The organism is Kitasatospora sp. NPDC043949 (assembly GCF_056435365.1).
Genome location: NZ_JBWKEQ010000001.1, coordinates 93,018 through 117,083, shown reverse-complemented (window position 1 = coordinate 117,083; position 24,066 = coordinate 93,018). Strand labels below are relative to the sequence as shown.

The following is a 24,066-nucleotide window of genomic DNA, read 5'->3' as shown; positions in this document are numbered from 1 at the left end:
CGTTCGCGCCCAGGTAGCAGCTCCCCATCTCCAAGACAAGCGTGTCTTCTGCCCAACCCCCCCCCCCCCCCCCCCCCCTCCTCCTCCCCCCCCCCGCCCCCCCCCCCCCCCCCCCCGCCCCTCCGTCGTTTCCCGGGCCGCTCCGTCGGTGCGGCCGACGGGGCGGGGGAGTTGGGGGGTGCCGTCAGGGGGCGGGAGGGGGCGGGGCTCGGGAGGCGGGGTGGGGCGGGCTGTGTTTGGGTGGCTGCACACCGCTTGGGAGAGGTGATCCTCCGTGACCATGCCCCCGTTCGGATCGAGCGATCCGTTCTCCGATCTACTCAGCCGCTTCTTCGGGATGAGTCCGATGGCCTCCCCGCCCGCCGTGCAGCGGGTGCCGATCGGGCGGTTGCTGAGCGAGTCCTCGCAGGAGCTGCTGGGGCTGGCCGCGCACCGGGCCGGCGAGGACGGGACCAGCGACCTCGACACCGGGCACCTGGCCTGGGCGGCCACCCGGGTGGAGCCGTCGCGCCGGATGCTGGAGCGGGCGGGGATCGACCCGGACCAGCTGGCCGGTGACCTGGAGCGGTCGCTGCCGTCCGGGGACCCGGCGGCGGTGGACGGCGGGCAGCCCGCGCTGACGCCGTCGGCCAAGCGTGCGCTGCTGGCGGCGCACGCCCGTTCGCAGGCGGCCGGGGCCTCGTACATCGGGCCGGAGCACATCCTCGGCGCGCTGCTGGACCAGGAGCGGTCCGGGGCGGGGACGGCGCTGCGCAACGCGGCGCCCTCGCAGGAGGCGCTGAAGACGGTGCTGGAGGGGCGCGGCGTCGGCGGCGAGCGCAGCAGCACGGGCGCGCACCCGAGCGAGACGCCGACGCTGGACGAGTACGGGCTGGACCTCACCGAGGCGGCGCGCTCGGGCCGGCTGGACCCGGTGGTCGGGCGGGCCGAGGAGATCGAGCAGACCGTCGAGATCCTCTCCCGCCGGACCAAGAACAACCCGGTGCTGATCGGCGAGCCGGGTGTCGGCAAGACCGCGATCGTGGAGGGGCTGGCGCAGCGGATCGTCTCCGGGGACGTGCCGCAGAGCCTGCGGGACAAGCGGGTCGTCACCCTCGACCTGACCGCCCTGGTGGCCGGCTCCAAGTACCGGGGCGAGTTCGAGGAGCGGCTGAAGAAGGTGATCGACGAGGTCACGGCGGCCGAGAAGAGCGTGATCCTGTTTCTGGACGAGCTGCACACCGTGGTCGGCGCGGGTTCCGGCGGCGAGGGGTCGATGGACGCCGGCAACATCCTCAAGCCGGCGCTGGCACGCGGCGAACTGAGCGTGGTCGGCGCGACGACGCTGGACGAGTACCGCAAGCACGTGGAGAAGGACGCCGCGCTGGAGCGCCGCTTCCAGCCGGTGCTGGTGCCCGAGCCGAGCGTCGAGGAGACGATCGAGATCCTGCGGGGGCTGCGGGACGCGTACGAGGCGCACCACCAGGTGCGGTTCACCGACGAGGCGCTGGACGCGGCGGCGACGCTGTCCGACCGGTACGTCAGCGACCGCTTCCTGCCGGACAAGGCGATCGACCTGCTGGACCAGGCCGGCGCCCGGGTGCGGCTGCGCAGCCTGAGCGGCTCGACCGAGGCGACCGGGGTGCAGGACCGGATCACCAAGCTGAAGCGGGAGTTGGACGAGGCCGTCGCGGACGAGGAGTTCGTGCGGGCGGCCAACCTGAAGGCCGAGCTGCGGCAGACCGAGGACGAGCTGGCGGCCGTCGCCGAGTCCCGCGAGGAGGTCGTCGACGTGACCGCCGACGACATCGCGCAGGTGCTGTCGTCCCGGACCGGCATCCCGGTCGCGGAGTTGAACGCGACCGAGCGGGAGCGGCTGCTCAAGCTGGAGGAGCACCTGCACGAGAAGGTGATCGGCCAGGACGAGGCGGTCACCGCGGTCGCCCAGGCGGTGCGCCGCGGCCGGGCCGGGATGGGCGACCCGGACCGGCCGACCGGCTCCTTCCTCTTCCTCGGGCCGACCGGCGTGGGCAAGACCGAGCTGGCGAAGGCGCTGGCGGCGCTGCTGTTCGGCGACCCGGACCGGATGATCCGCTTCGACATGAGCGAGTTCCAGGAGAAGCACACCGTCTCCCGGCTGGTCGGCTCCCCGCCCGGGTACGTCGGCTACGACGAGGCCGGGCAGCTGACCGAGGCCGTCCGCCGCAAGCCGTACAGCGTGCTGCTCTTCGACGAGGTGGAGAAGGCGCACCCGGACGTCTTCAACCTGCTGCTCCAGGTGCTGGACGACGGGCGGCTGACCGACGCCCAGGGGCGGACGGTCGACTTCCGCAACACCGTGGTGATCATGACCAGCAACATCGGCTCGCAGCGCATCCTCGACCACGCCGGGAACGTGGACGAGATCCGCGACGACCTGATGCGCGACCTGCGCCAGCAGTTCCGGCCGGAGTTCCTGAACCGGATCGACGAGGTGATCGTCTTCCACGCGCTCACCCGGAAGGACCTGCTGTCGGTGGTCGACCTGCTGCTGGAGCGCAGCCGGCGCCGGCTCAAGGCGCAGGACGTGCGGTTGGAGGTCACCGAGGCGGCCAAGGAGTGGCTGGTCAACCGCGGGTACCAGCCGGAGTTCGGGGCCCGGCCGCTGCGCCGGACGATCCAGTCGGAGCTGGACAACCGGGTGTCCAACCTGCTGCTGGACGGCACGGTGCAGGAGGGCGACACGCTGATCGCGGAGGTGAGCGACGGCGACCTGGTGGTCACGCTCGCCCGGCCGGAGGCGTCGGCGACCTTCGAGGAGGCGCAGGAGAAGGCGGGGGAGAAGGCGGGGGAGGCCTGACCCCTCGGCGATCGCCCTGCCCCGCCGCCGGACGGTCAGGCGGCGGGGCAGGGCGCACCTACGCCTGCGGGAAGACCTCGCGCAGCAGCGGCTCCGGCAGCCCGCGCTTGCGCCACTCGCGCGGGTAGCCGAGCGAGACCTCCTCGAACGGGACACCGTCGTAGCTGGTCTTGCGGGGGATGTGCAGATGGCCGTAGATCATCGCCGCGGTGTTGAAGCGGCGGTGCCAGTCCGCGGTCAGTTCGGTGCCGCACCACTGGGCGAACTCGGGGTACCAGAGGATCTCGGTCGGGTGGCGGACCAGCGGGTAGTGGTTGACCAGGACGAGCGGTACGTCCGGGTCGCAGGCCGCCAGCCGCTGCTCGGTCAGCCGGACGCGCTCGCGGCACCAGGAGTCGCGGTCCGGGAACGGGTCCGGGTGGAGCATCCGCTCGTCCGCGCAGACGATGCCGCTCTCGTAGGCGGCCGCCAGGGACTCCTCCTTGGTGGTCGTGCCCGGCGCGCGGAAGGAGTAGTCGTACAGGAGGAAGAGCGGGGCGATGCGGACCGGTCCGCCGGCGCCCTGCCAGAGCGGGTACGGGTCCTCGGGGGTCAGCACGCCGAGGCTCCGGCAGAGGTCGACCAGGTGGTCGTAGCGGGCCACGCCGCGCAGCTGCACCGGGTCCTCGGGGTGGGTCCACAGCTCGTGGTTGCCGGGGGCCCACACCACGCGGGCGAAGCGTTCGGCGAGTAGCCCGAGCGCCCACTCGATGCTGGTGGTGAGCTCGGCGACGTCTCCGGCGACGAGCAGCCAGTCGTCGGGGCTGGTGGGCCGGAGCTTCTCCACGAGGTCGCGGTTCTCCTGGTAGGAGATGTGCAGGTCGCTCACGGCGAGCAACCGCCCACCCGCCCCCGTGGGCTCCGACGGCGCGTCGCTGCGGTACTCGGTAGTCACTCCTGCCCCCTGTGGTCACCCGTCCGATGTCGCCACAGTACGTGGCGGACGGGGGCCGTGGGGCGGGTTGACGCGATCGGCGGTGCGAAGGGAGGGGCCGGCGCACCGCCGCCACCGCGCGAACGAGCCATTGCGGCCGAAGTGCTTTCTTGGTGTCGTCTTGACTCTTGACAGTGAGTCATGTCCGCGACAGCTTTGGTGCACCCCCACACCGAGAGGTCTCTCATGAAGAAGCCGCTCATAGGCATGCTCGCCACCGTCCTGGTCGCCGGAGCAACCGCCCTCGCCGGCGCCCTCCCGGCCCAGGCCGCCACCGCGGAGGCCCCCGCCGCCGTGTCCGTCGCGGCCCGGGACGGCCAGTCCCTGAGCGACCAGGCCCAGGTCACCGACACCAAGGCGGCCCCCCGCGCCGTCAACTTCGCCGGGACGGTGGCGCTCAACAACTGTTCCGGTTCGCTGGTCCGGATGCCAGGCTCGGCCGCGAGCGACCCGGCCCTCGTCCTGTCCAACGGCCACTGCCTGGAGTCCGGCATGCCCGGCCCCGGTGAGGTGATCCTCAACCAGCCCTCCAGCCGGACCTTCACCCTCCTCAGCTCCAGCGGCAGCGGGCTCGGCACCCTGCGCGCGACCAAGGTGGTCTACGGCGCCATGACCGACACCGACGTGTCGATCTACCAGCTGAACACCAGCTACGCCTCGATCCAGTCCCGGTACGGGATCGCCCCGCTGACCATCTCCGCCGCCCACCCCACGCAGGGCACCTCGATCAAGGTCGTCTCGGGTTACTGGAAGAAGATCTACTCCTGCTCGATCGACGGCTTCGCCTACCAGTTGAACGAGGCCGACTGGACCTTCAAGGACTCGGTCCGCTACACCTCCGGCTGCAACGTGATCGGCGGCACCTCCGGCTCGCCGGTGGTGGACGCGAACACCGGGCAGGTGGTCGCGGTCAACAACACGATCAACGAGAACGGCGAGTCCTGCACCCTCGACAACCCGTGTGAGGTCGACGAGAACGGCTCGGTGACGGTGCACCAGGGCATCGGCTACGCCCAGGAGACCTACGGCATCCCGGCCTGCTTCGCCGCCGGCAACCGGTTCGACCTCACCCTGCCCGGCTGCACCCTGGTCCGGCCCTGACTCGACCGTCGGGACGGCCCTGACTCGACCGTCGGGACGGCCCTGACTCGACCGTCGCGAAGGCCCTGACCTGACCGTCGGGACGGCCCTGACCCGACCTGACCTGACCGCCACCCCGCGCTCGACCGTCACGACGTGACGGAACCGGGGCGACCCCGCTGACCAGCACCGATCCCCGATGGGCCACCCGCGAACGGCGGGTGGCCCATTCGGCCGTCCACCGGGCGGCCGCCGCACCACCCGCGCCGCGCTGTCGTCCCGACAGGGCGGCAGTCATATCCGTGTGACCAATGGAGAGTTGATGACCACCACGCTGCGAAGGCTGCTGGTTTCCGTCCTGCTGATACCGCTGCTCGCGCTCGGCGGCCTGGCGACCCCGGCGCTGGCCGCCGGTGCCCAGGGCGCCGACGCCGCCGGGGCCGCCCACGGCCGGAGCCCCGCCGACGACCCGAATGCCGACATCAAGGACCGGCTGGCGGCGATCCCCGGGGTGACGATCACCGAGGAGAAGCCGACCACCACCGGCCACCGCTACTTCCTGCTCACCTACACCCAGCCGATCGACCACTTCCGCCCCTGGCTGGGCACCTTCCAGCAGCGCTTCAGCGTGCTGCACCGGGGCTACGACCGCCCGACCGTCTTCTACACCAACGGCTACACGTTGGGCACCAACCCGTCCCGCACCGAGCCGACCCGGCTGGTGGACGGCAACCAGGTGTCCATCGAGTACCGGTACTTCACCCCGTCGCGCCCCGAGCCGGCGGACTGGTCCAAGGCCGGCATCCGCCAGCAGGCCGCCGACTCGCACCGGCTGGTGACCGCGCTCAAGCGGATCTACCAGCAGGAGTGGCTCTCCACCGGCGCCAGCAAGGGCGGCATGTCCTCCACCTACTTCCGCCGCTTCTACCCGGACGACGTCGCGGGCACGATCGCGTACGTGGCGCCGAACAACACCGACGTCAACGACTACGCGGCCTACACCAACTTCTTCCGTACCGTCGGCACCCCCGAGTGCCGGGCCGCGCTGAACGCCGCCCAGCGCGAGCTGCTGGTGCGCCGCGACCGCCTGGAGACCCGCTACGTGGCCGACAACAAGGCCGCCGGCTCGACCTTCAACACCCTCGGCACGCCGGACCGGGCGTACGAGGCGGGCGTGCTCGACGTGGTCTGGGCGTTCTGGCAGTACAGCACCGAGGCGGACTGCGCCAAGGTCCCGGCCGCGGCCACCGCGACCGACGACGCGCTGTACGCGTGGTTCGACTCGCAGTCCGGCATCACCGGCAACAGCGACCAGTCGCTGGCGAAGTACACCGCGTACTACTACCAGGCCGCGACCGAGCTGGGTGCGCCGTTCTTCGACGTCTCGCACCTCAAGGGCGTGCTGCACTACGACTACAAGGAGCTGTACTCGGCCCGGTCGTACGTGCCGAAGGAGATCCCGATCTCCTTCAACCCGAACGCGATGCGGGACATCGACCGCTGGGTGAAGCACGACGCCGAGCGGATCATCTACGTCTACGGCGGCAACGACCCGTGGGGCGCCAAGCCGTTCAAGCTCGGCCGGGGCAGTGACGACAGCTACGTCTACACCGTGCCGGGCGGCAACCACGGCTCCAACATCGGCCAGCTGCCGGCCGCGCAGTCGGCGGAGGCGACCGCCAAGGTGCTGGAGTGGGCCGGCCTGGGCGACCAGGACGCCGCCCGCTCGCTCGGCAAGAAGCAGCAGATCCCGCCGTTCGGCCCGCTCGACGAGGAGGGCCTGAAGCTGGAGTCGCAGCGCCACCCGCTGTAGCGCGCCACCCGCTGTAACCGGCAGGCCGTGACACCGTGTGACGCCTTGGAGGAGGCCGTCCCCAGCCGGGGGCGGCCTCCTCGCGCATCTGGCGGGGCCGACCCCTCACCGAAGCACTGAATCAGTGCTTCAATGCTTTCATGGCCTACCGACGCACGCCCGCCGTCCAAGCCCGGCTGGACACCCAGCGCGAGGCCGTGCTGCAGGCGGCCGTCCTGCTGCTCGCCGAACGCGGCTACGGCGGCTGCACGATGGCCGCCGTGGCGGACCGCGCCGGGATCGCCACCGGAAGCCTCTACCAGCACTTCGCCAACAAGGCCGAGCTGTCCGTGCAGCTGTTCCGCCGGGTGGTCACCCACGAGATGGCGGCCGTCAACGCGGCCGTCGCCCTCCGGGAGGGCCCGCGGCAGCGGATCGCCGCGGTCGTCGAGACCTTCGCCGCCCGCGCCCTGCGCGCGCCCCGGCTGGCGTACGCGCTGCTGGTCGAGCCGGCCGACGCGGTCGTGGACAGCGAGCGCCTGGTGTTCCGCCGGGCGTTCCGGGACGTGATCGCCACCGAGATCGCCGCCGCCGTGGCGAGCGGCGAACTCCCCGAGCAGGACCCGGTGCTGACCGCCGCCGCGCTGGTCGGTGCGGTCGGCGAGGCGCTGGCCGGCCCGCTCGCGGCCGCGCCCGCGCCCGCGCCTGAGGCAACGGCCGCGCCCGCACGGACGGCCGCGCCCACGAAGCCGGCGGGCACCACCGACGTGGTCCCCGCCCTGGTCTCCTTCACTCTGCGTGCCCTGGGAGGACGCGATGACAGCGACGCATGAGGTCACCAACCAGGTGCCCCTGCCGTACGGACACGACACCGCCGCCGATCCGACCCTGCTCGCCGCCCTGCACCGGGCCGGCGCCGGCTGGGCCGAGGCCGAGCTGCACGAGCTCGGCCGCCTGGCCGGCTCCGAGCAGGCCGCCGAGTGGGGCCGGCTGGCCAACGAGAACCCGCCCGTCCTGCGCACCCACGACCGCTTCGGCCACCGCGTCGACGAGGTCGAGTTCCACCCGGCCTGGCACGAGCTGATGCGCACCGCCGTCTCCCACGGCCTGCACGCCGCGCCCTGGCGGGACGAGCGGCCCGGCGCCCACTCCGCCCGGGCCGCCAAGTTCTTCGTCTGGGGGCAGGTCGAGGCCGGCCACACCTGCCCGATCTCGATGACCTACGCCGCCGTCCCGGCCCTGCGCGCGAACCCCTCCCTGGCGGGCGAGTTGGAGCCGCTGCTGGCCGCCACCACGTACGACTTCGGGCTGCGCGAGCCGCGCACCAAGCGCGGGCTGATCGCCGGCATGTCGATGACCGAGAAGCAGGGCGGCTCGGACGTCCGCACCAACACCACCACCGCGACCCCGCACCCGGACGGCACCTACCGGCTGACCGGCCACAAGTGGTTCACCTCGGCGCCGATGTCCGACCTGTTCCTGACGCTCGCCCAGGCGCCGGGCGGGCTCAGCTGCTTCATGCTGCCGCGCGTCCTCCCGGACGGCACCCGTAACCGCCTCCAGCTGATGCGGCTCAAGGACAAGCTCGGCAACAAGTCCAACGCCTCCGCCGAGCTGGAGTACGACGGCGCGGTCGGCTGGCTGGTCGGCGAGGAGGGGCGCGGGGTGGCGACCATCATCGAGATGGTCAACATGACCCGTCTGGACTGCACCGTCGGCGCCGCCTCCGGCATGCGCTACGGCGCCACCCGGGCCGTGCACCACGCCCTGCACCGGCGCGCGTTCGGCCGGCCGCTGGTGGACCAGCCGCTGATGCGCAACGTGCTCGCCGACCTGGTGGTGGAGTCCGAGGCGGCCACCGCCGTCGCGATGCGGCTCGCCCAGAGCACCGACCTGGCCCTGGCCGGGGACGAACCCGAGGCGCTGGTACGGCGGTTGGGCCTGGCGGTGGCCAAGTACTGGGTCTGCAAGCGCGGCCCGGCGCACGCCGCCGAGGCGCTGGAGTGCCTGGGCGGCAACGGCTACGTCGAGGAGTCCGGGATGCCCCGGCTCTACCGGGAGGCGCCGCTGGTGTCGATCTGGGAGGGCTCCGGCAACGTCGCCGCCCTGGACGCGCTGCGCGCCATGGCGAAGCGCCCGGAGACGGTCGAGGCCTTCCTCGGCGAGCTCGACGCCGCCGCCGGGGCGGACCGCCGGCTGGACGCGGCCGTCGCCGACCTGCGCAAGCAGCTCACCGACCAGGCCGACCTGGAGTACCGGACGCGCCGGCTGGTCGAGTCGATGGCGCTGGCCTTCCAGGGCGCGCTGCTGGTCCGCCACGGCAGCCCGGCGGTGGCCGACGCGTTCTGCGCCACCCGCCTCGCCGGCGACCGCGGCTCCGCCTTCGGCACCCTGCCGTCCGGCGTCGACACCGCCGGGATCATCGACCGGGCCCGCCCGGTGCCGGCGTGAGCGAATCCCAGGAGGTCCGCGCGTTCTGGCAGGCCCTGGGCCTGCCAGGCCTCATCGACGTGCACACCCACTTCATGCCGAAGAACGTCCTCGACAAGGTGTGGGCGTACTTCGACGCGGCCGGCCCGCTGGTGAACCGGCCCTGGCCGATCACCTACCGCGAGGCCGAGGAGCAGCGCGTCCAGCGGCTGCGGGACTTCGGCGTCCGGGCGTTCACCTCGATGCTCTACCCGCACAGGCCCGGCATGGCCGGCTGGCTGAACGCTTGGTCGGCCGACTTCGCCGCCCGCACCCAGGAGTGCCTGCACACCGCGACGTTCTTCCCCGAGCCCGAGGCGCCCGGCTACGTGGCCCGCGCGATCGAGGACGGCGCCCGGGTGTTCAAGGCGCACGTGCAGGTCGGCGGCTACGACCCGGCGGACCGGCAGCTGGACGAGGTGTGGGGGCTGCTCGCCGAGACCGGCACGCCGGTGGTCACCCACTGCGGGTCCGGACCGGTGCCGGGCGACTTCACCGGCCCCGGTCCGATCGGCGAGGTGCTGAAGCGCCACCCCGGACTGGTCCTGGTGGTCGCCCACCTCGGCATGCCCGAGTACCGCGACTTCCTCGACCTCGCCGAGCGCCACCCGGCCGTCCGGCTGGACACCACGATCGCCTTCACGGACTTCGCCGAGGCCGACGTCCCGTTCCCGCGCGCCGAACTGCCGCGCCTGCGCGGCCTCCAGGACCGCGTCCTGCTCGGCAGTGACTTCCCCAACATCCCGTACCGGTACGTGCACCAACTGGAGGCGCTGGCCGGGCTGGGGCTGGGGGAGGAGTGGCTGCGGGCCGTCTGCCACGACAACGCCGCCGGGCTCTTCGGGCTGCCGGGCTGAGGCGGCCGGTCGCCGGGGGCGCGGCCCTGAGCACCCCGGCGACCGGTCTCGGCCCCGGGCCCTTACCTGCGGGGTAATCGACGCCCGGCGGCCGGGCGGGCAGGGTGGGGGGCCCGGCCGGCGTCACCGCCGCCGGGCCCCATCCCCGTCAGGAGGCTGACCCGCCATGTCCGCGAACACCCTCACGCCCGCCCGCCCCGGCTCCGCCTCCCCCCGGTGGGCGGTGCGCGGCGTGCTCGCCCTGGACGCCCTGGTCACCGGCGGCAACGGCCTCGTCTACCTGGCCTTCGCCGGCCCGGTCGGCGAACTGCTCGGGGTCGGCCGTAGTGTCCTGCTCGCCCTCGGGCTCTTCCTCACCGGCTACGCCCTCGGGGTCGGCGCCCTGGCCGCCCGCCGGTGGCCGCCGCGGCTCGCGGTGCGGGCGGTGATCGACCTCAACGCCGTCTGGGTGGTGCTCAGCCTGGTGGCGATGGCGGCCTGGCTGGAGCCGACCACGGCCGGTGCCGTCTGGATCCCGGTGCAGGCGGTGGTGGTGGCCCTGTTCGCCGTCCTCCAGTTCACCGCGCTGCGCCGACGCGACGGTCGCGTCGGCCGCGTCGGGGGCGTCGGGGGCGGCACCGAGGGGCGCCGCACCTGAACCGGGGTCAGCACTCCGGGCCGACCGCGTCCTGGAGGAACCGCACCGTCTCCGCGTCGGCCGGCAGGAGGGTCTCCATGGCCAGCTCGGAGACCGTCACGTCCAGCGGCGTGTTGAAGGTCGTGATGGTGGACAGGAACGACAGCACCCGCCCCTCGTGCCGGATCCGCATCGGCAGCGCGAACGGGAACAGCCCGGCGCCGTCCGCCTGCTCCCCGCCCGGGCCCGGGTCGTCCGCCGCCGTCGGGTAGCCGGCGACCTCCTCGTACAGCCGCCGCAGCGCCTCGCCGCGCAGCAGCTCGATCCGGTGCTCCACCCGCTCCAGCAGGTGCCGCCGCCACTGCGGCAGGTTCACGATGCGCGGCGCCAGCCCCTCGGGGTGCAGGGCGATCCGCATCGCGTTGAGCGGCGGTTCCAGCAGGTGCGGGGCGACGCCGTCGAGGAGCAGCCCGAGCGAGCGGTTGGCCGCCAGCACCCGGAAGGTCCCGTCGACGACCAGCGCCGGGTACGGGTCGTGGGCGGCGAGCAGCCGCTCCAGGCCGCCGCGCAGCGCGTCCATCGACGGGTCGTCCAACGGCGTCTCGGGGAAGTGCGGGGCGTAGCCGGCCGCGAGCAGCAGGGTGTTGCGCTCGCGGACCGGGACGTCCAGGTGCTCGGCGAGCCGCAGCACCAGCTCCCGGCTCGGGCGGGACCGGCCGTTCTCGACGAAGCTGAGGTGCCGGGTCGAGGAGTCCGCCCGCAGGGCCAGTTGCAGCTGGCTGAGCTGTCGCCGTTCGCGCCAGCCGCGCAGCAGCGGACCGACTCCGGTACCTGTCGGGCTGCCCATGCCCGCCATGATCGTCATGGCCAGGACGGTACTGGACCGGGCCCGCTCCAGGGGAGAGGGCCTTCCGGCCCGGTCGGCGTGGCTCCGGGCGGCACGCCTGGGCGGTGGAGTCCCTCGTTCGGTACGGCTTCGGGAGCCCGGCTCAGACGCCGGTGCTCGACCCCGGCCGGATGACCATCAGCACCACGACCACCGCCCACAGCAGGTTGAACACCCCGGCCGTCATCGGCAGCAGCCGCAGGCCCTGGACGGCCTTGGCGTGCTGCCCCGGCGCGGTGTCGGCGCCGAGCGCGTCCACCGCGGCCTGCTGCCCGGGCAGGACGAAGAGCAGCAGCGAGAGCGCGGCGATCGCGGTGAGCACCATCGAGACGATGATCCAGGACTGCCCGAGCACGTCCATCACCTGGGCGAGGCCGATGCCCATCACCGGCACCGCGACCCCCAGCAGGGCGTAGACCTGGGTGATCCGGTGCAGGATCCGCAGCACGCCCGCGTCCGAGGCCTGGTCCGGCCCGCCGGCCAGCGCGGCCTTGGCCCGGCGCGGGAACATGCTGACGGCCACCGCGACCGGGCCTATGAACAGGACCGACGCGAGGACGTGCAGGCTCAGCAGGAACTTGGCCATGGCGGGGACACCCTTACATCCGGCGGTGGGCAGCTGGTGCGGCGGGCGTCCGGTGGCGGCGCGCCCGCGATCAGGCACGCTAACACCGCTTATCCGGGGGCCCGCCGCGCGGGTGGGCGTGCTCGTTCCGCAGGACGGCGGAGCTCCGCCCTGGTCAGCCCGCCGTCGTCAGCCGGACGATCCTCGGCGCGGCGGTGCTGACCGCCGCGACGGCGGCGCCGTGCTCCGGGTCGGCCCAGTCGAGCAGGTGCAGGTCCTGGTGGCGGCTGCGCAGCGGGGCGCCGGGCGGGACGTCCAGGGGCAGGTCGGACAGGTCGACGGAGGCCAGGGTGTCCAGGGTGGCCCGCCCGATCTTGATCAGCGACTCCTTGCGCACCCACAGCCGCAGGAACGCCTGGTCCGGCTCCGGTGCCGTCTCGACCAGGCGCAGTTCGGCGGGGGAGAGCACCCGGCGGGCGACCGCGCCCAGCGACCCACCGCGCGCGGCCAGCTCGACGTCCACCCCGACCGGCTGGTGGCCGGCTCCGGCCGCGACCACGCCCCGGGTGTGCGACAGGCTCACGTGCACCTCGGGGTGGTCCGGCAGGTACGGCTTGCCGTGGTCGGCCAGGCCGCAGTCCGGGCACTGCTGGGCGAGCGTGAGCGAGGCCGCCGGGACGTCGAGCAGCCGGGCGGCGCAGAGCCGGACCAGCACGTGGCCGGCGGTGAAGTCGATCCGCCCGGACTCGTGCCGGAAGCGGGCGGCGCGTTCGAGTTCGAGGGGGGTGAGCAGGTGCTCGCCCGCTTCGGGGTGCCGCAGTACGGCGTCGGCGGACGCGACGGCGACGAGCGGCGTGCTCTGGTCCTGGGCCTCGGAGGTCATTGCTCCAACCTAACGGGCGCGGGCGTCGGGCGGGGGCGGCGCGGAGGTCGTCCGGGCAGGGCCGGTGGGAGGCGACTGCTGCGCCGCGCGGTGGATTCTCGGATCGGATCTGAGGATCTGTAGGGTAGGAATCGCCCGATTTGATGTTGGATGTCCCGGATCTGCGGGATCGCCAGCAGATAGTACGAACGGGGCAGGTTGTGCGCACCTGCTCCTTTTCCTATGCGCGGAGGAATGTGTCGATGGGTCAGGGCACCGGTACGCCGGATCACAGAACGACCGCCGTGAGAAGAGAACCCGCCACCCGCAGGCGTCGGACCGTCCGGGTCGCCGTGGCGACCGTCGTCGCGGCGCTGCCGCTGGCGGCCGTGCTGACGGTCGGTTCGGCCGCGCCGCTCGCCCCGCCGCTGGGCGCCTGCACGGGCCCCGACTGCCCCGCCACCTGGCCGCCGCCGAACAACGGCGACTTCCCCGGCCGGGACGCCAGCATCAACGTCTTCACCGGCGGCGACTACACCGTGACCGGTCGCGCCGCGGAGGCCGAGGGCAAGATCGTCGCGCTGGGGAACCTGACCGTCGAGAAGAACGGCGGCGGCATCTACAACATGGGCGTCGTCGGCGTCGGCTCGCGCGTCGTGCCGCCCAACGGCAGCGACTTCGTCACCACCGGCGGCAACGTCGACGTCGTGACCGGCAACTCGATCCTGATCGGCGGGAGCGACTCCCACGGCCCGGCCTTCGGCAACCTGCGCCACGCGGGCAGCGTCACCGGCACCGTCAGCATCGACCCCACCGGCCAGTCGATCCAGGACCCGAACGCCGCCGCCCCGTACCAGACGGTGCTCACCCAGATCGAGGAGATCTCCGACTGCGTCGGCAAGGCCGCCGCGACCGGCACCGTCGACATCTCCTCCAGCCAGGCGACCCTCACCGGTGACGGGACCAGCCTGAAGCAGGTCTTCAACGTCACCCAGAACCTCGCCTCGCCGAGCGGCGGGCAGATCGGACTGGTCTTCAACAACATCCCGGCCGGGGCCACCGTCGTGGTGAACATGCTCGGGGACAGCCCGATCATCAACACCTACACGGGCACCGGCCTGGCCGGGGACCAGACCACCGACATGCGGTCGAAGCTGATGTACAACTTCCCGACCGCGACCTCGGCGCAGATCCTCGGCAGCGCCCAGTTCCAGGGCTCGGTCCTGGCCGGCAACCCGGGCGGCACCACGACCATCGCCCAGCCCGGGATGAACGGCCGGGTGTACCTCGCGGGCAACCTGATCCACACCGGCACCGGCGGTTACGAGATCCACAGCTACCCGTTCGACGGGGACCTGCCGGACTGCCAGACGACGCCGAGCCCGTCGCCGTCCACCTCGCCCTCTTCCTCCCCGTCCTCCTCGCCGTCGTCGTCGCCCTCCTCTTCGCCGTCGTCGTCACCGTCCTCCTCGCCCTCTTCCTCCCCGTCCTCCTCGCCGTCGTCGTCGCCCTCTTCCTCGCCGTCGTCGTCACCGTCCTCCTCGCCCTCGGCCAGTCCGTCCAGCTCGGGTCCGGCCCCGACCAGCCACCACCCGTCCGAGCACCCGACCAGTCACCACCCCGGTGGCGGTGGTGAGCTGCCCTCCACCGGCGCGGGCAACGCCCCGGTGGTCTTCGGCCTGGCCGGCGTCGGCCTGCTCGGCCTCGGCGGTCTCGCCGTCCTGGCCGCCCGCCGTCGCGGTCGCCACAGCTAGGGCCTGCCCAGCGCAAGGACGCCCGAGCAGCAACAACGGCCCAGGCCGCCCGTGTCGACCCCGACCGGGCGGCCTGGGCCGTGTCGACGGCCCGCCGCAGGCATGCGTCGGCCCCTCGCCCAGCACGGGCGAGGGGCCGACGGCGGCTCAGCGGGAGCGGAAGAAGCGGTCCACCGTGCGGCGGCCGGCGGCGACGGCGTGCACCGGTTCACCGACCACCCGGCCGGCCAGCGTCACGGCCAACTCTCCTACGTCCTGCCGGAGTTGTTCGGCGGCTTCGGCCCGGTCGGCGGCGATCCGCGCGTGGGTGGCGGTGACCAGCCGGTCCCGGTCGCGGATGCCCTCCGCGCGGGCCGCGGCGACGGCCGCCGCGCCCTGCTCGGCGTACTCCTGTCGGATCCGGGCCGCCTCGTGCCGGGCCTGAGCCAGTTCCTGCCGGCCGGCGTCGTGGGCGGCCTCGGCTTCGGCGCGGATGGCTTCGGCGCGTTCGGCGCGGCCCTCGGTCGCGTCCCACCGCTCGGCCTGAATCCGCTCGACGCGGGGGAGGATGCGGTGGCCCAGCGTCCACGTGATCAGGAAGAACAGGGTCAACCCCAGGGCCAGCATGAAGGGTTCGGGCGAAAGCGGTCCGAGTTCGATGTTCACGCAAACCTCCCCTTGTGGCTGACGGTGAGTCAATCAGGAGGTTTCCCAAGGGTGATGAGGGTCGAACTTTACCTGGGCATGACGTGCGTCACTGTTCCATGGCGGGCCGCGGCGCGGCGCCGGGCCTCAGGTCACCTCGCCCCGGAGGGAGAACCGCTCCTCCCGCCACTCCCCGCCGGCCAGCACCTCGGCCAGCTCCCGGGCCGCGTCCCAGGCGTCGGTGTACGAGAGGTACAGCGGGGTGAAGCCGAACCGCATGAGGTCGGGCGCGCGGAAGTCCCCGATCACGCCGCGCGCGATCAGCGCCTGCACCACCGGATAGCCGTCGGCGTGCCGCAGCGCGACCTGGCTGCCCCGCCGGGCGTGCTCGCGCGGGGTCACCACCTCGATCCCGTCCAACCCCTCGACCAGTCCGATGAACAGGTCGGTCAGGGCCAGGCTCTTCGCCCGGACGGCGGCCGGGTCGGCGCGCTCCCAGACGTCCAGGCTCGCGCCCAGCGCGGCCTGCCCGAGCAGCGACGGCGAACTGGTCAGGAAGCGCCCGATGCCCGGCTTGGGGTCGTACCCGGGCTCGAAGGCGAACGGGCGGGCGTGCCCGAACCAGCCGCTCAGCGGCTGCCGCGGGCCGGCCGCGAGGTGCCGCTCGGCGACGTACAGGAAGGCCGGCGAGCCGGGGCCGCCGTTCAGGTACTTGTAGGTGCAGCCGACCGCGAAGTCCGCTCCCGCGGCGCCGAGTCCGACCGGCAGCGCGCCCACCGAGTGGCAGACGTCCCAGATCATCAGCGCGCCCGCGGCCTGCACCCGGGCGGTGATCCCGGGCAGGTCCAGCAGCTCGCCGGTGCGGTAGTCCACGTGCGAGAGGACGACCGCGGCGACGTCGCCGTCCAGGTGCCGGTCCAGCTCCTCGGGCCGGACCAGCACGCTGCGCGCGCCCTCGACCAGGCCGGTGGCGCCCTCGGCGATGTACAGGTCGGTCGGGAACGCCTCGCCGTCGCCCAGCACCGTGCGCCGCCCGGGGCGCAGCCGCAGCGCGGCGACGAGCACCTTGAACAGGTTCACCGAGGTGGTGTCGCAGACCACCACCTCCTCCGGCCCGGCCCCGACCAGCGGGGCGATCCGCCGCCCCAGCCGGTAGGGCTGCTCGAACCAGCCCGCGTCGTTCCAGCTGCGGATCAGCTCCCGGCCCCACTCCTCCTCGACCACCTGCCGCACCCGCTCCGCGGTGCGCACCGGCAGCGCGCCGAGCGAGTTCCCGTCCAGGTAGACCACCCCGTCCGGCAGGGCGAACTCCTTGCGGAACGCCGCCAGCGGGTCGACGGCGTCCAGCGCCGCGCACTCCTCGCGCGTGACCATGCCCATCCCCTCGTTCACAGCTCGTCCCGGATCGTCCACAGCTCCGGGAACACGTCCTGCTCGGCGGACCTGCGCAGCCAGCTCAGCCCGCTGGAGCCGCCCGAGCCGGGCTTGCCGCCCATGGTCCGCTTGACCGCGGACAGGTGGCGCTGGCGCCAGCGGGTGACCCGCTCGGCGACGTCCAGCAGCGCCTCGGCGAGCGGCCGCAGTCCGGCGTGCTCCGGGTCGGTGTAGACCAGGCGCCAGGCCGCGGCGACCTCGTCGCTGGCGCGGTAGCGCTCCTCGGAGGGCTCCGGGCGCAGCGGCAGGCCGCGCCGTGCCAGCAGGGCCAGCGCGTCGTCGTACAGGCCGGGGGAGCGCAGCGCCTCGGTCAGCTCGGCCTGCGTCCGCGGCATCCCGTCGTACATCGTGAGCAGTGCGGCGTTCTTGTTGCCGAGCAGGAACTCCAGGTGCAGGAAGGCCGCGGACTGGAAGCCGGAGGCCTGGCCGAACGCCGCGCGGAAGCCGTTGAACTCCTGCGGCGTCATGGTGGCCAGCAGGTCCCAGGACTCCACCAGCACGTCCTGCACGTGGGTGCCGCGCCGCAGCGCGGCCAGTGCGGCGGGCAGGTCGTCCTCGCGCAGCGCGCGCTGGGCGAGCGTCCACTCGTGCCGCAACAGGTCGAACAGCAGCTCCATCACCTGCGTGGTGACGATGAACGACAGCTCGGCCGGCACCTTGCTGCGCGGGTGCTGCAGGCTGTGCAGCTCGTCCAGGCACACGTAGCGGGCGTACGGGGTGCCCCGATCCGGCTCCCCGCGCCGACCGAACGACAGGCTGGGCGTCTCCACCGTGTCGTGCCCCATCCCGATTCCTCCTGATCCACCCGGGCCCGTCGCCCGGACCGGCGACCAGACGGATGGCCTGGTTCCACCGGGGTGCCCATTGTGCGGCGGTGCGACCCCCCGGTTGAATGGTCGACGGACACCGCAACCGCGATCCGGGCTGTTGTTCGCGAGGCGTTCGGCCGATTCGCTTTACGATCGCGAAACCACCCATTCCAGTCACTCCGGGAGCCGCCATGGACGCCGTCGACCGCCGCCTGCTGGCCGAGTTGCAGACCGACGCCCGGCTCTCCTACAACGAACTCTCCCGCCGGGTGAGCCTGTCCGCACCTGCGGTGGCCGAACGGGTCCGCCGACTGGAGTCCGACGGCGTGATCACCGGGTACCACGCCCACGTGGACCTCAGCCGGGCCGGACTGCCGATCACCGCGCTGGTCCAGATCCAGTGCTACGGCCCGCGCTGCGTGCTGCGCGACCCCCAGGTGGCCGCCTGGCCGGAGGTGCTCCAGTTGCACCGGGTCACCGGAGGGGCCTGCTGCGCGCTGCTGGTCGCGGTGCCCACGATGGCCGATTTCGAGGCCCTGTGCGACCGGCTCGGCGGCTACGGCCAGCCGTCCAGCTCGATGATCCTCTCCAGCCCGGTGCCTTGGCGGCCGGTGGTCGCGCCCGCCGGGGCGTAGGAGCCACAGCGCCACAGCGCCACAGCGCCACAGCGCGATGGCGCCGTCGCGACCGCAGTGCGGCCCGGGGCCGGAACGGTAGGTTCCTCGGCATGCCGAACGAGCGCCACATCCTGCTGCTGCCCGGGAGCCTGCGGGCCGGTTCCGCCAACGAGACGGTGCTGCGCACCGCCGCCGCCGTGGCCGCCGCCACCCCGGGCCTGCGGGCCACCTACTACGCGGGGCTGGCCGGCCTGCCGCACTTCAACCCGGACCACGACACCGACCCGCTGCCCGGGCCGGTGGCCGCCCTGCGCGCCGCCGTCAGGGCCGCCGACGCGCTGCTGGTCTGCACCCCCGAGTACGCCGGGACGCTGCCCGGCTCCTTCAAGAACCTGCTGGACTGGACGGTCGGCGGGACGGAGATCGCGGACAAACCCGCCGGCTGGATCAACGCGGCGGGCCCGGGCCGGGGCCAGGGCGCCGAGGCCACCCTGCGCACCGTCCTCGGTTACACCGGCGCGGCGGTGGTGGACGGGGCCTGCGTCCGCATCCCGCTGGACCGCGGGGCGGTCGGCCCGGACGGGCTGGTCGCCGATCCGCTGGTGCGGGAGCGGATCGGCGAGGTGCTGGCCCGGCTGGCGGCGGCCGCGGTCTGACGGGCGGCGGTCTGACGGGTGGCGGCCTGACGGGCGGCGGTCGGGCTCAGTGCCCTTCGGGCAGGTGGACCCCGAGCCCGGCCAGGCCGGTCAGGAACAGCTCCACGCCGACCGCCGCCAGCAGCAGCCCGAGCAGCCGGGAGAGCACCTCCAGCGAGGTGCGGTGGGTGCGCTGCATCAGCGGCGCCAGCAGAGCCACGCAGACGTAGTTGATCACCACGACCGCGAGGTAGGCCCCGCCGATGGTGGCCTTCCAGCCCCAGTCGTTGCGGGCGAGCGAGGCGACCAGCACGGCGGTGACCGCGAGCGGGCTGGCGATGTACGGCAGCAGCAGTTCGCGGATGCCGTCCACCATCGGGTTCGGCAGGTGGTCGTCGTCCTCGTTCTCGCCGCCGAGGTGGACGCCGAAGACCAGCGCGACCGCGTAGATGAAGAAGATCGTCCCGCCCGCGAGCTGCAGCGACTGGTCGCTGATGTGGAAGAGCGTGGTGACCTCGTCCGCGGTGAAGCCGAGCACCAGGCCGATCACCGCCGAGATGATCGTGCTCCACGCCGCCAGCCGTCGCAGTTCCCGGGTGCTCCGGGTGGAGGCCAGCCGGGCGAAGGCCAGCAGGACCTTGGGCGGGCCGACCACGGCGAAGAAGGTGATGAAGGCGCTGCTCAGATTGAAGACGAACATGCGCCAAGCATGACCGCGGTGGCCGGTGCGGCCGCTCCGCCACGCCACGCCCCGCGGTCGGGCGTGGCGTGAATCTCGCCGGGGAGCGGTTCATTCCCGGTCGCCGACGAATTCGCCCGGATGGCCGTCCTGGCTCGAACGGGTGCGCGCTCTCGGCTCCCATGGAAGTCGGATCACCTCCCCGGGAACGAGGATGCGACATGTGTCTGAACCGTAAGGACCTGGGCCTGCTGGCCCTGCGCGGCGCGGTCGGCGGGGTGCTGATCGCGCACGGCACCCAGAAGCTGTTCGGCTGGTTCGGCGGCGGAGGCCTGGAGGGTACCGCCCAGGCGATGGAGCACATGGGCTTCCACCCCGGCCGACAGAGCGCCATCGCGGCGGGCGCCGGTGAGGCGGGCGGCGGCGTGCTGCTGGTCGCCGGGCTGGCCACCGGCGCGGCCGGCGCGGTGGTGGCCGGGACGATGGCCGGCGCGGTGGCGGTGCACGCCCCCGGGGGCTTCTTCGCGACCTCCGGCGGCTACGAGTACCCGGCCTTCCTCGGCGCGGCCGGGCTGGCGCTCGGCCTGGCCGGTCCGGGGCGGTACTCGCTGGACCACCTGACCTGCCACGTCCTCGACCAGCCGTGGATGGGCCTGGTGGCCTTCGCGGGGTCCGTCGCCGGGGCGTACGGCGTGGTGGCGCGGCGCCGGCACGTGGTGCGGCTGCGCGAGGAGCGGGCCGCGATGGAGGCGGACGAGCAGGAGGGCTCGGGGCTGTCCTGACGCGCCGGCGGCCCCCGGGCGGCCCTCGCCGGCCTGCTCGCCCCGGTCACCCGGAGGCACCAGTCCTGCTGGCGGCCCCCGGGCGGCCCTCGGAGGGTGGTCGGGAAGGCGTGCCGGGCAGCCCGGCGCCGGGGCAGAAACGAGGGACCGCATGGACCGCCTGGACCGCATGGACCGCCAGCCGCTCACCCGGATCGGTTCGAGGCCGCGGGTCACCGCGCGGCAGCTGGACGCGCCGCCGGTGCGCCGCCAACGCCGGGCGGTGGCCGGGGTGTTGGCCGCCACCATGGTCGCCGCGGCGGCGCTGGCGGGCTGCTCCTCCGGAAAGAGCGCGAGCAGCGTGGCCACCTCGGCCTCCGCCGCGATCGAGCGGGGCGCCTCGGCCGCGGCCTCCGCCGCCTCGGCGCTGGCCTCGGTGGCGGGCGGGGCGGGGGCGGTGATCGCCTCGGCGGAGGCGCGGGCCTCGGCGGCGGTGTCGGCGGCCTCCTCGGCGGTCTCCGGGATCAAGGGCGGGCTGGACGCCAAGGGGGACGTGGCCGTCGGGGCGGTGAGCACCGGCTCGGACGGCAGGGCGCAGGTGGAGCTGACCGTCACCAACCACGGGCAGCAGTCGTACCGGTACGTGATCCAGGTCGACTTCACCGACGACTCCGGCACGGTGCAGGACGCGACCGCGGTGACGGTCCAGGACGTGGCGGCCGGCCGGAGCGCCCAGGCCACCGCGCGCAGCAACCGGGACCTCTCGGGCAGCCTGAAGGCCGTGGTGGCGAACGCGCTGCGCTACTGACTTCCCCGCCACTGACTTCCCCCACTGACTTCCCGCTGCTGGCTCGCAGGTCAGCGCGGGTGCCGGGCGGGGGCCGAACCTTAAGCGCGGCTCAAGGCCCAACGGGACCCCTTGACGGGGGAGTTGGTCTAGTCCATTTTTATTGCCCAGGTGCAGGGAGCCCCTGAACCGGCGTCAACGGCCTCGTGCCGCGGGCGCCGGTTCGGCACATCCCGGTGTCCGTCCAGGCCCGATCCCGCTGATCCCGCACGATTCCCCGCACTGAGCTGTCATGTCCCGGTCGCCCGACCCCACCTCGGGCGCACCCCCACGGGACGACGGAAAACCCCCACAACCAGGAGTCACGCACCCATGCTGCGTTCACGCATTGAAAGGGCCGGGACCCCGGCTCCGACGGGCGGCCGTCGACGCCGCCCGAAGAGCCTGGCCGCCGTCGCGGCCGGCACCGCCGCCTCCGTGCTGCTCGGCGCGGGCCTCGCGCTGACCGGCGGCGCCGCGGCCAACGCCGCGACCACCAACACCACCGGCGCGGCCGCCACCAGCGGCGGCATCAAGGTCGCCTACTACGACCAGTGGTCGGTCTACGCCAACGCGTACTACCCGAAGACGATCCAGGACACCGGCGTGGCCGGGAAGCTCGACTACCTGATCTACGACTTCGCGAACATCCACCCGACCGACCTGGGCTGTTTCGAGGCGACCAAGGCCGCCGACACGAACGACAACAACCCCAACGCGGGTGACGGCGCGGCCGACGCGTTCGCCGACTACCAGAAGAGCTTCGGCGCGGACATCTCGGTCGACGGCGTCGGCGACGTCTGGAACCAGCCGATCGCGGGCAACTTCAACCAGCTGAAGAAGCTGAAGGCGAAGAACCCCAACCTCAAGATCCTGCTCTCGATCGGCGGTTGGACCTACTCCAAGTACTTCTCGCCGGCCTCCGCCACGGACGCCTCGCGCAAGCACCTGGTCTCGTCCTGCCTCGACATGTTCATCAAGGGCAACCTCCCGAGCGACGCCGGCTACGGCGGCCCGGGCTCCGGCGCCGGCATCTTCGACGGCATCGACATCGACTGGGAGTACCCGGGCGGCGGCGGCCACACCGGCAACATCTCCAGCCCGGCCGACAAGCAGAACTTCACGGCGCTGCTGAAGGAGTTCCGCACCCAGCTGGACGCCCAGGGCAAGGCCGACAACAAGACCTACGCCCTGTCGGCGGCGGTCGGCGCCGGCCAGGACAAGATCATGAACGTCGAGACCGACAAGATCGGTCAGTACCTCACCTTCCTCGACGTCATGACCTACGACATGCACGGCGGCTGGGACGCCCAGGGGCCGACCAACCACCAGGCCGCGCTCTACGCGGGCCCGAACGACCCGTCGACCCCGGTCAAGCCGGGCCACGGCAAGTACTCGATCGACAACGCCATCAAGGCGTGGACGGTCGGCGACGCGGACTACGGGATCCCCGGCGGCTTCCCCGCCAACAAGATCAACATGGGTGTGCCGTTCTACTACCGCGGCTGGACCGGCGTCCAGAACAACGGCAAGAACGGCCTGTTCCAGCCCGCCGCCAGCCCGGCGACCGGCGCGGCGATGTCCGGCAATGTCCCCGGCATCCAGATGTACAAGGAGCTCGCGGGCTTCGTCGACAACCCGTCCAGGACCTTCTGGGACGACGACGCCAAGGCCACGTACTTCTACGACGGCAACACCTTCTGGAGCGGTGAGGACACCCGGTCGATCCAGGCCAAGCTCGACTACGCGCACTGCAACGGCCTCGGCGGCTCCTTCGCCTTCTCGCTGTACGACCTGGGCACCAAGACCGGCCTGTTCGACACGATGGTGAACGCCACCAACGGCTCCGCCGCCGGTTGCCCGGCCCCGCCGACCGGCACCCCGAGCAGCACGGCGACCCCGACCCAGACCCCAACCGGCACGCCCACGGGCACGCCGACCGGCACCCCCACGGGTACCCCGACCGGTACCCCCACCGGCACCCCGACCTCGCCGGCCGGCTGCCCTGCCGCCCCGAGCTGGGACGCCAACACCACCTACGCGGCCGGCGGCACCAAGGTCTCGTGGAAGGGCCACTACTACACCAACAAGTGGTGGACCAAGGGCGATGACCCGAGCCAGAGCGGCCAGTGGGGCGTCTGGACCGACAACGGCGCCTGCTGACCCCTCGGGCGGCACGGACTGAGGGCCTGACGGACCCTCGCAGCACCTGAACCAAGCGGTCCGGCCCGCCGGGGGAGCACCCCCGGCGGGCCGGACTCGTTGCGTTTCGGGGGCGCGACCCGGGGGCGCGACCCGGGCGCGCGGCTCAGGCCAGGTCGGCGGTGCGCCCGAGCGCGTCCGGCTGGCTCTCCTCGATCCGCCGCAGCATCCGCGCCAGCATCGCGGACAGCACGGCCCGCTCCTCGCCCGTGACGTCCTGGAGCAGCTCCTCCTCGAACACCGCCGCCATCCGCATCGACTCCAGCCACTTGTCGCGGCCGTTCTCGGTCAGCTCGATGATCACCCGGACCCGGTTGGTCTCGTCGCGCTCCCGGGTGACGAGGTCCTCGGTCACCATCCGGTCGATCCGGTGCGTCATCGCGGCCGGGGTGAGCCCGAGCCGCTTGGCCAGCTCGCCCGGTCCGAGCTGGTACGGGCTGCCGGAGACCACCAGTGCCTTGAGCACCTCCCACTCGGCGGCCGTGATTCCCAGCACAGTCAGCTGCCGGTCGTAGGCCACGCCCATCCGCCGGGCGACCCGGGACAGGGTCTGCACGATGGTCTCCACCTGGGGGTCGACGGTGGGGAATTCCCGCTGGTAGACGGCCACCTGCTCGGTGATGCCGAGCTCCCTGGCGGTGGCCGGCGGGGGCTTGTCCGTAGTCATGCGGACCAGTGTCGCACGGGGGCGTGCATCTCTTAAGCCTTTGACTCCACACTCTTCCAGTGCTAAGAATTTATCTTGTCAAACTTTAGCTCTGAAATCTTCTGGACTTAAGAGTATCCAGTTGAATCCAGGAAGGGATG

At 72.9% G+C, this 24,066-nt stretch carries 22 protein-coding genes; 13 read left to right on the top strand and 9 right to left on the bottom strand.

Annotation, left to right across the window (positions count from 1 at the left end; genetic code table 11):
- Positions 1-280: 280 nt before the first annotated feature.
- A complete protein-coding gene (locus AC07AL_RS00510) occupies positions 281-2,818 on the top strand; it encodes an ATP-dependent Clp protease ATP-binding subunit (RefSeq protein ID WP_478316505.1) in 2,538 nt (845 codons plus the stop codon).
- 58 nt (positions 2,819-2,876) lie between these two features.
- Here the strand turns inward: AC07AL_RS00510 and AC07AL_RS00505 are convergent, their stop codons facing one another.
- Positions 2,877-3,752 carry a metallophosphoesterase family protein gene (locus AC07AL_RS00505; RefSeq protein ID WP_350878102.1) on the bottom strand — a complete coding sequence of 292 codons (876 nt, stop codon included), beginning with the start codon at positions 3,750-3,752 and terminating at the stop codon, positions 2,877-2,879.
- A 225-nt stretch (positions 3,753-3,977) separates the two neighbouring features.
- Here AC07AL_RS00505 and AC07AL_RS00500 point away from each other — a divergent pair, with 225 nt between their 5' ends.
- The 6 genes from AC07AL_RS00500 (at position 3,978) to AC07AL_RS00475 (ending at position 10,626) form a co-directional block, all read left to right on the top strand.
- Positions 3,978-4,892: a S1 family peptidase gene (locus AC07AL_RS00500; RefSeq protein WP_363580728.1), complete on the top strand. Its 915-nt coding sequence runs from the start codon at positions 3,978-3,980 to the stop codon at positions 4,890-4,892.
- 301 nt (positions 4,893-5,193) lie between these two features.
- The gene (locus AC07AL_RS00495) at positions 5,194-6,684 is read left to right on the top strand and encodes a S28 family serine protease (RefSeq protein WP_363580730.1); all 1,491 of its coding nucleotides are present in this window, start codon (positions 5,194-5,196) and stop codon (positions 6,682-6,684) included.
- A gap of 140 nt (positions 6,685-6,824) precedes the next feature.
- On the top strand, positions 6,825-7,496 hold the full coding sequence (locus AC07AL_RS00490; RefSeq protein ID WP_400805495.1) for a TetR/AcrR family transcriptional regulator: 672 nt from the start codon (positions 6,825-6,827) through the stop codon (positions 7,494-7,496).
- The gene (locus AC07AL_RS00485) at positions 7,480-9,114 is read left to right on the top strand and encodes an acyl-CoA dehydrogenase family protein (protein WP_400805496.1); all 1,635 of its coding nucleotides are present in this window, start codon (positions 7,480-7,482) and stop codon (positions 9,112-9,114) included. Before AC07AL_RS00490 ends, AC07AL_RS00485 begins: the two co-directional genes overlap by 17 nt.
- A complete protein-coding gene (locus AC07AL_RS00480; RefSeq protein WP_400805497.1) occupies positions 9,111-9,989 on the top strand; it encodes an amidohydrolase family protein in 879 nt (292 codons plus the stop codon). Before AC07AL_RS00485 ends, AC07AL_RS00480 begins: the two co-directional genes overlap by 4 nt.
- Before the next feature lie 166 nt (positions 9,990-10,155).
- Complete coding sequence (locus AC07AL_RS00475) at positions 10,156-10,626, top strand: hypothetical protein (RefSeq protein WP_478316187.1); 471 nt, start codon at positions 10,156-10,158, stop codon at positions 10,624-10,626.
- Positions 10,627-10,633: 7 nt separating this feature from the next.
- Here AC07AL_RS00475 and AC07AL_RS00470 read toward each other — a convergent pair whose 3' ends face one another.
- The 3 genes from AC07AL_RS00470 to AC07AL_RS00460 form a co-directional block, all read right to left on the bottom strand.
- Positions 10,634-11,470, bottom strand: a complete 837-nt coding sequence (locus tag AC07AL_RS00470) for a helix-turn-helix domain-containing protein (protein WP_400805501.1) — start codon at positions 11,468-11,470, stop codon at positions 10,634-10,636.
- A gap of 124 nt (positions 11,471-11,594) precedes the next feature.
- Positions 11,595-12,077 (bottom strand): DUF2269 family protein, encoded by a 483-nt coding sequence (locus AC07AL_RS00465; protein WP_400805503.1) that lies wholly within the window; start codon positions 12,075-12,077, stop codon positions 11,595-11,597.
- Positions 12,078-12,231: 154 nt separating this feature from the next.
- Positions 12,232-12,939 (bottom strand): 4'-phosphopantetheinyl transferase family protein, encoded by a 708-nt coding sequence (locus AC07AL_RS00460; RefSeq protein WP_363580742.1) that lies wholly within the window; start codon positions 12,937-12,939, stop codon positions 12,232-12,234.
- Between the two features lie 284 nt (positions 12,940-13,223).
- Here AC07AL_RS00460 and AC07AL_RS00455 point away from each other — a divergent pair, with 284 nt between their 5' ends.
- Positions 13,224-14,672, top strand: a complete 1,449-nt coding sequence (locus tag AC07AL_RS00455; protein ID WP_363580744.1) for a choice-of-anchor A family protein — start codon at positions 13,224-13,226, stop codon at positions 14,670-14,672.
- Positions 14,673-14,819: 147 nt separating this feature from the next.
- On the opposite strand, the gene AC07AL_RS00450 is transcribed toward AC07AL_RS00455, so the two are convergent.
- From AC07AL_RS00450 to AC07AL_RS00440, 3 genes are all read right to left on the bottom strand, one after another.
- Positions 14,820-15,317 (bottom strand): F0F1 ATP synthase subunit B family protein, encoded by a 498-nt coding sequence (locus AC07AL_RS00450; RefSeq protein ID WP_363580746.1) that lies wholly within the window; start codon positions 15,315-15,317, stop codon positions 14,820-14,822.
- 126 nt (positions 15,318-15,443) lie between these two features.
- Positions 15,444-16,670, bottom strand: coding sequence for a kynureninase (kynU, locus tag AC07AL_RS00445; protein ID WP_363580748.1), 1,227 nt, complete (start codon positions 16,668-16,670; stop codon positions 15,444-15,446).
- A 14-nt stretch (positions 16,671-16,684) separates the two neighbouring features.
- Complete coding sequence (locus tag AC07AL_RS00440; protein ID WP_363580750.1) at positions 16,685-17,515, bottom strand: tryptophan 2,3-dioxygenase; 831 nt, start codon at positions 17,513-17,515, stop codon at positions 16,685-16,687.
- A gap of 215 nt (positions 17,516-17,730) precedes the next feature.
- On the opposite strand from AC07AL_RS00440, the gene AC07AL_RS00435 reads away from it, so the two are divergent.
- Positions 17,731-18,174 (top strand): Lrp/AsnC family transcriptional regulator, encoded by a 444-nt coding sequence (locus AC07AL_RS00435; protein ID WP_063347413.1) that lies wholly within the window; start codon positions 17,731-17,733, stop codon positions 18,172-18,174.
- Positions 18,175-18,266: 92 nt separating this feature from the next.
- Complete coding sequence (locus AC07AL_RS00430) at positions 18,267-18,812, top strand: NADPH-dependent FMN reductase (RefSeq protein WP_363628616.1); 546 nt, start codon at positions 18,267-18,269, stop codon at positions 18,810-18,812.
- Positions 18,813-18,858: 46 nt separating this feature from the next.
- On the opposite strand, the gene AC07AL_RS00425 is transcribed toward AC07AL_RS00430, so the two are convergent.
- Positions 18,859-19,491, bottom strand: coding sequence for a MarC family protein (locus AC07AL_RS00425; protein WP_400805506.1), 633 nt, complete (start codon positions 19,489-19,491; stop codon positions 18,859-18,861).
- A 200-nt stretch (positions 19,492-19,691) separates the two neighbouring features.
- Between AC07AL_RS00425 and AC07AL_RS00420 the strand changes: the two genes are divergently transcribed.
- The 3 genes from AC07AL_RS00420 (at position 19,692) to AC07AL_RS00410 (ending at position 23,220) form a co-directional block, all read left to right on the top strand.
- On the top strand, positions 19,692-20,252 hold the full coding sequence (locus tag AC07AL_RS00420) for a DoxX family protein (RefSeq protein ID WP_363580756.1): 561 nt from the start codon (positions 19,692-19,694) through the stop codon (positions 20,250-20,252).
- Between the two features lie 151 nt (positions 20,253-20,403).
- The gene (locus AC07AL_RS00415) at positions 20,404-21,039 is read left to right on the top strand and encodes a hypothetical protein (RefSeq protein ID WP_363628614.1); all 636 of its coding nucleotides are present in this window, start codon (positions 20,404-20,406) and stop codon (positions 21,037-21,039) included.
- A 351-nt stretch (positions 21,040-21,390) separates the two neighbouring features.
- Positions 21,391-23,220: a glycosyl hydrolase family 18 protein gene (locus AC07AL_RS00410; protein WP_363580760.1), complete on the top strand. Its 1,830-nt coding sequence runs from the start codon at positions 21,391-21,393 to the stop codon at positions 23,218-23,220.
- A 145-nt stretch (positions 23,221-23,365) separates the two neighbouring features.
- Here the strand turns inward: AC07AL_RS00410 and AC07AL_RS00405 are convergent, their stop codons facing one another.
- Positions 23,366-23,926, bottom strand: coding sequence for a MarR family winged helix-turn-helix transcriptional regulator (locus tag AC07AL_RS00405; RefSeq protein WP_363580762.1), 561 nt, complete (start codon positions 23,924-23,926; stop codon positions 23,366-23,368).
- Positions 23,927-24,066 lie beyond the last annotated feature (140 nt).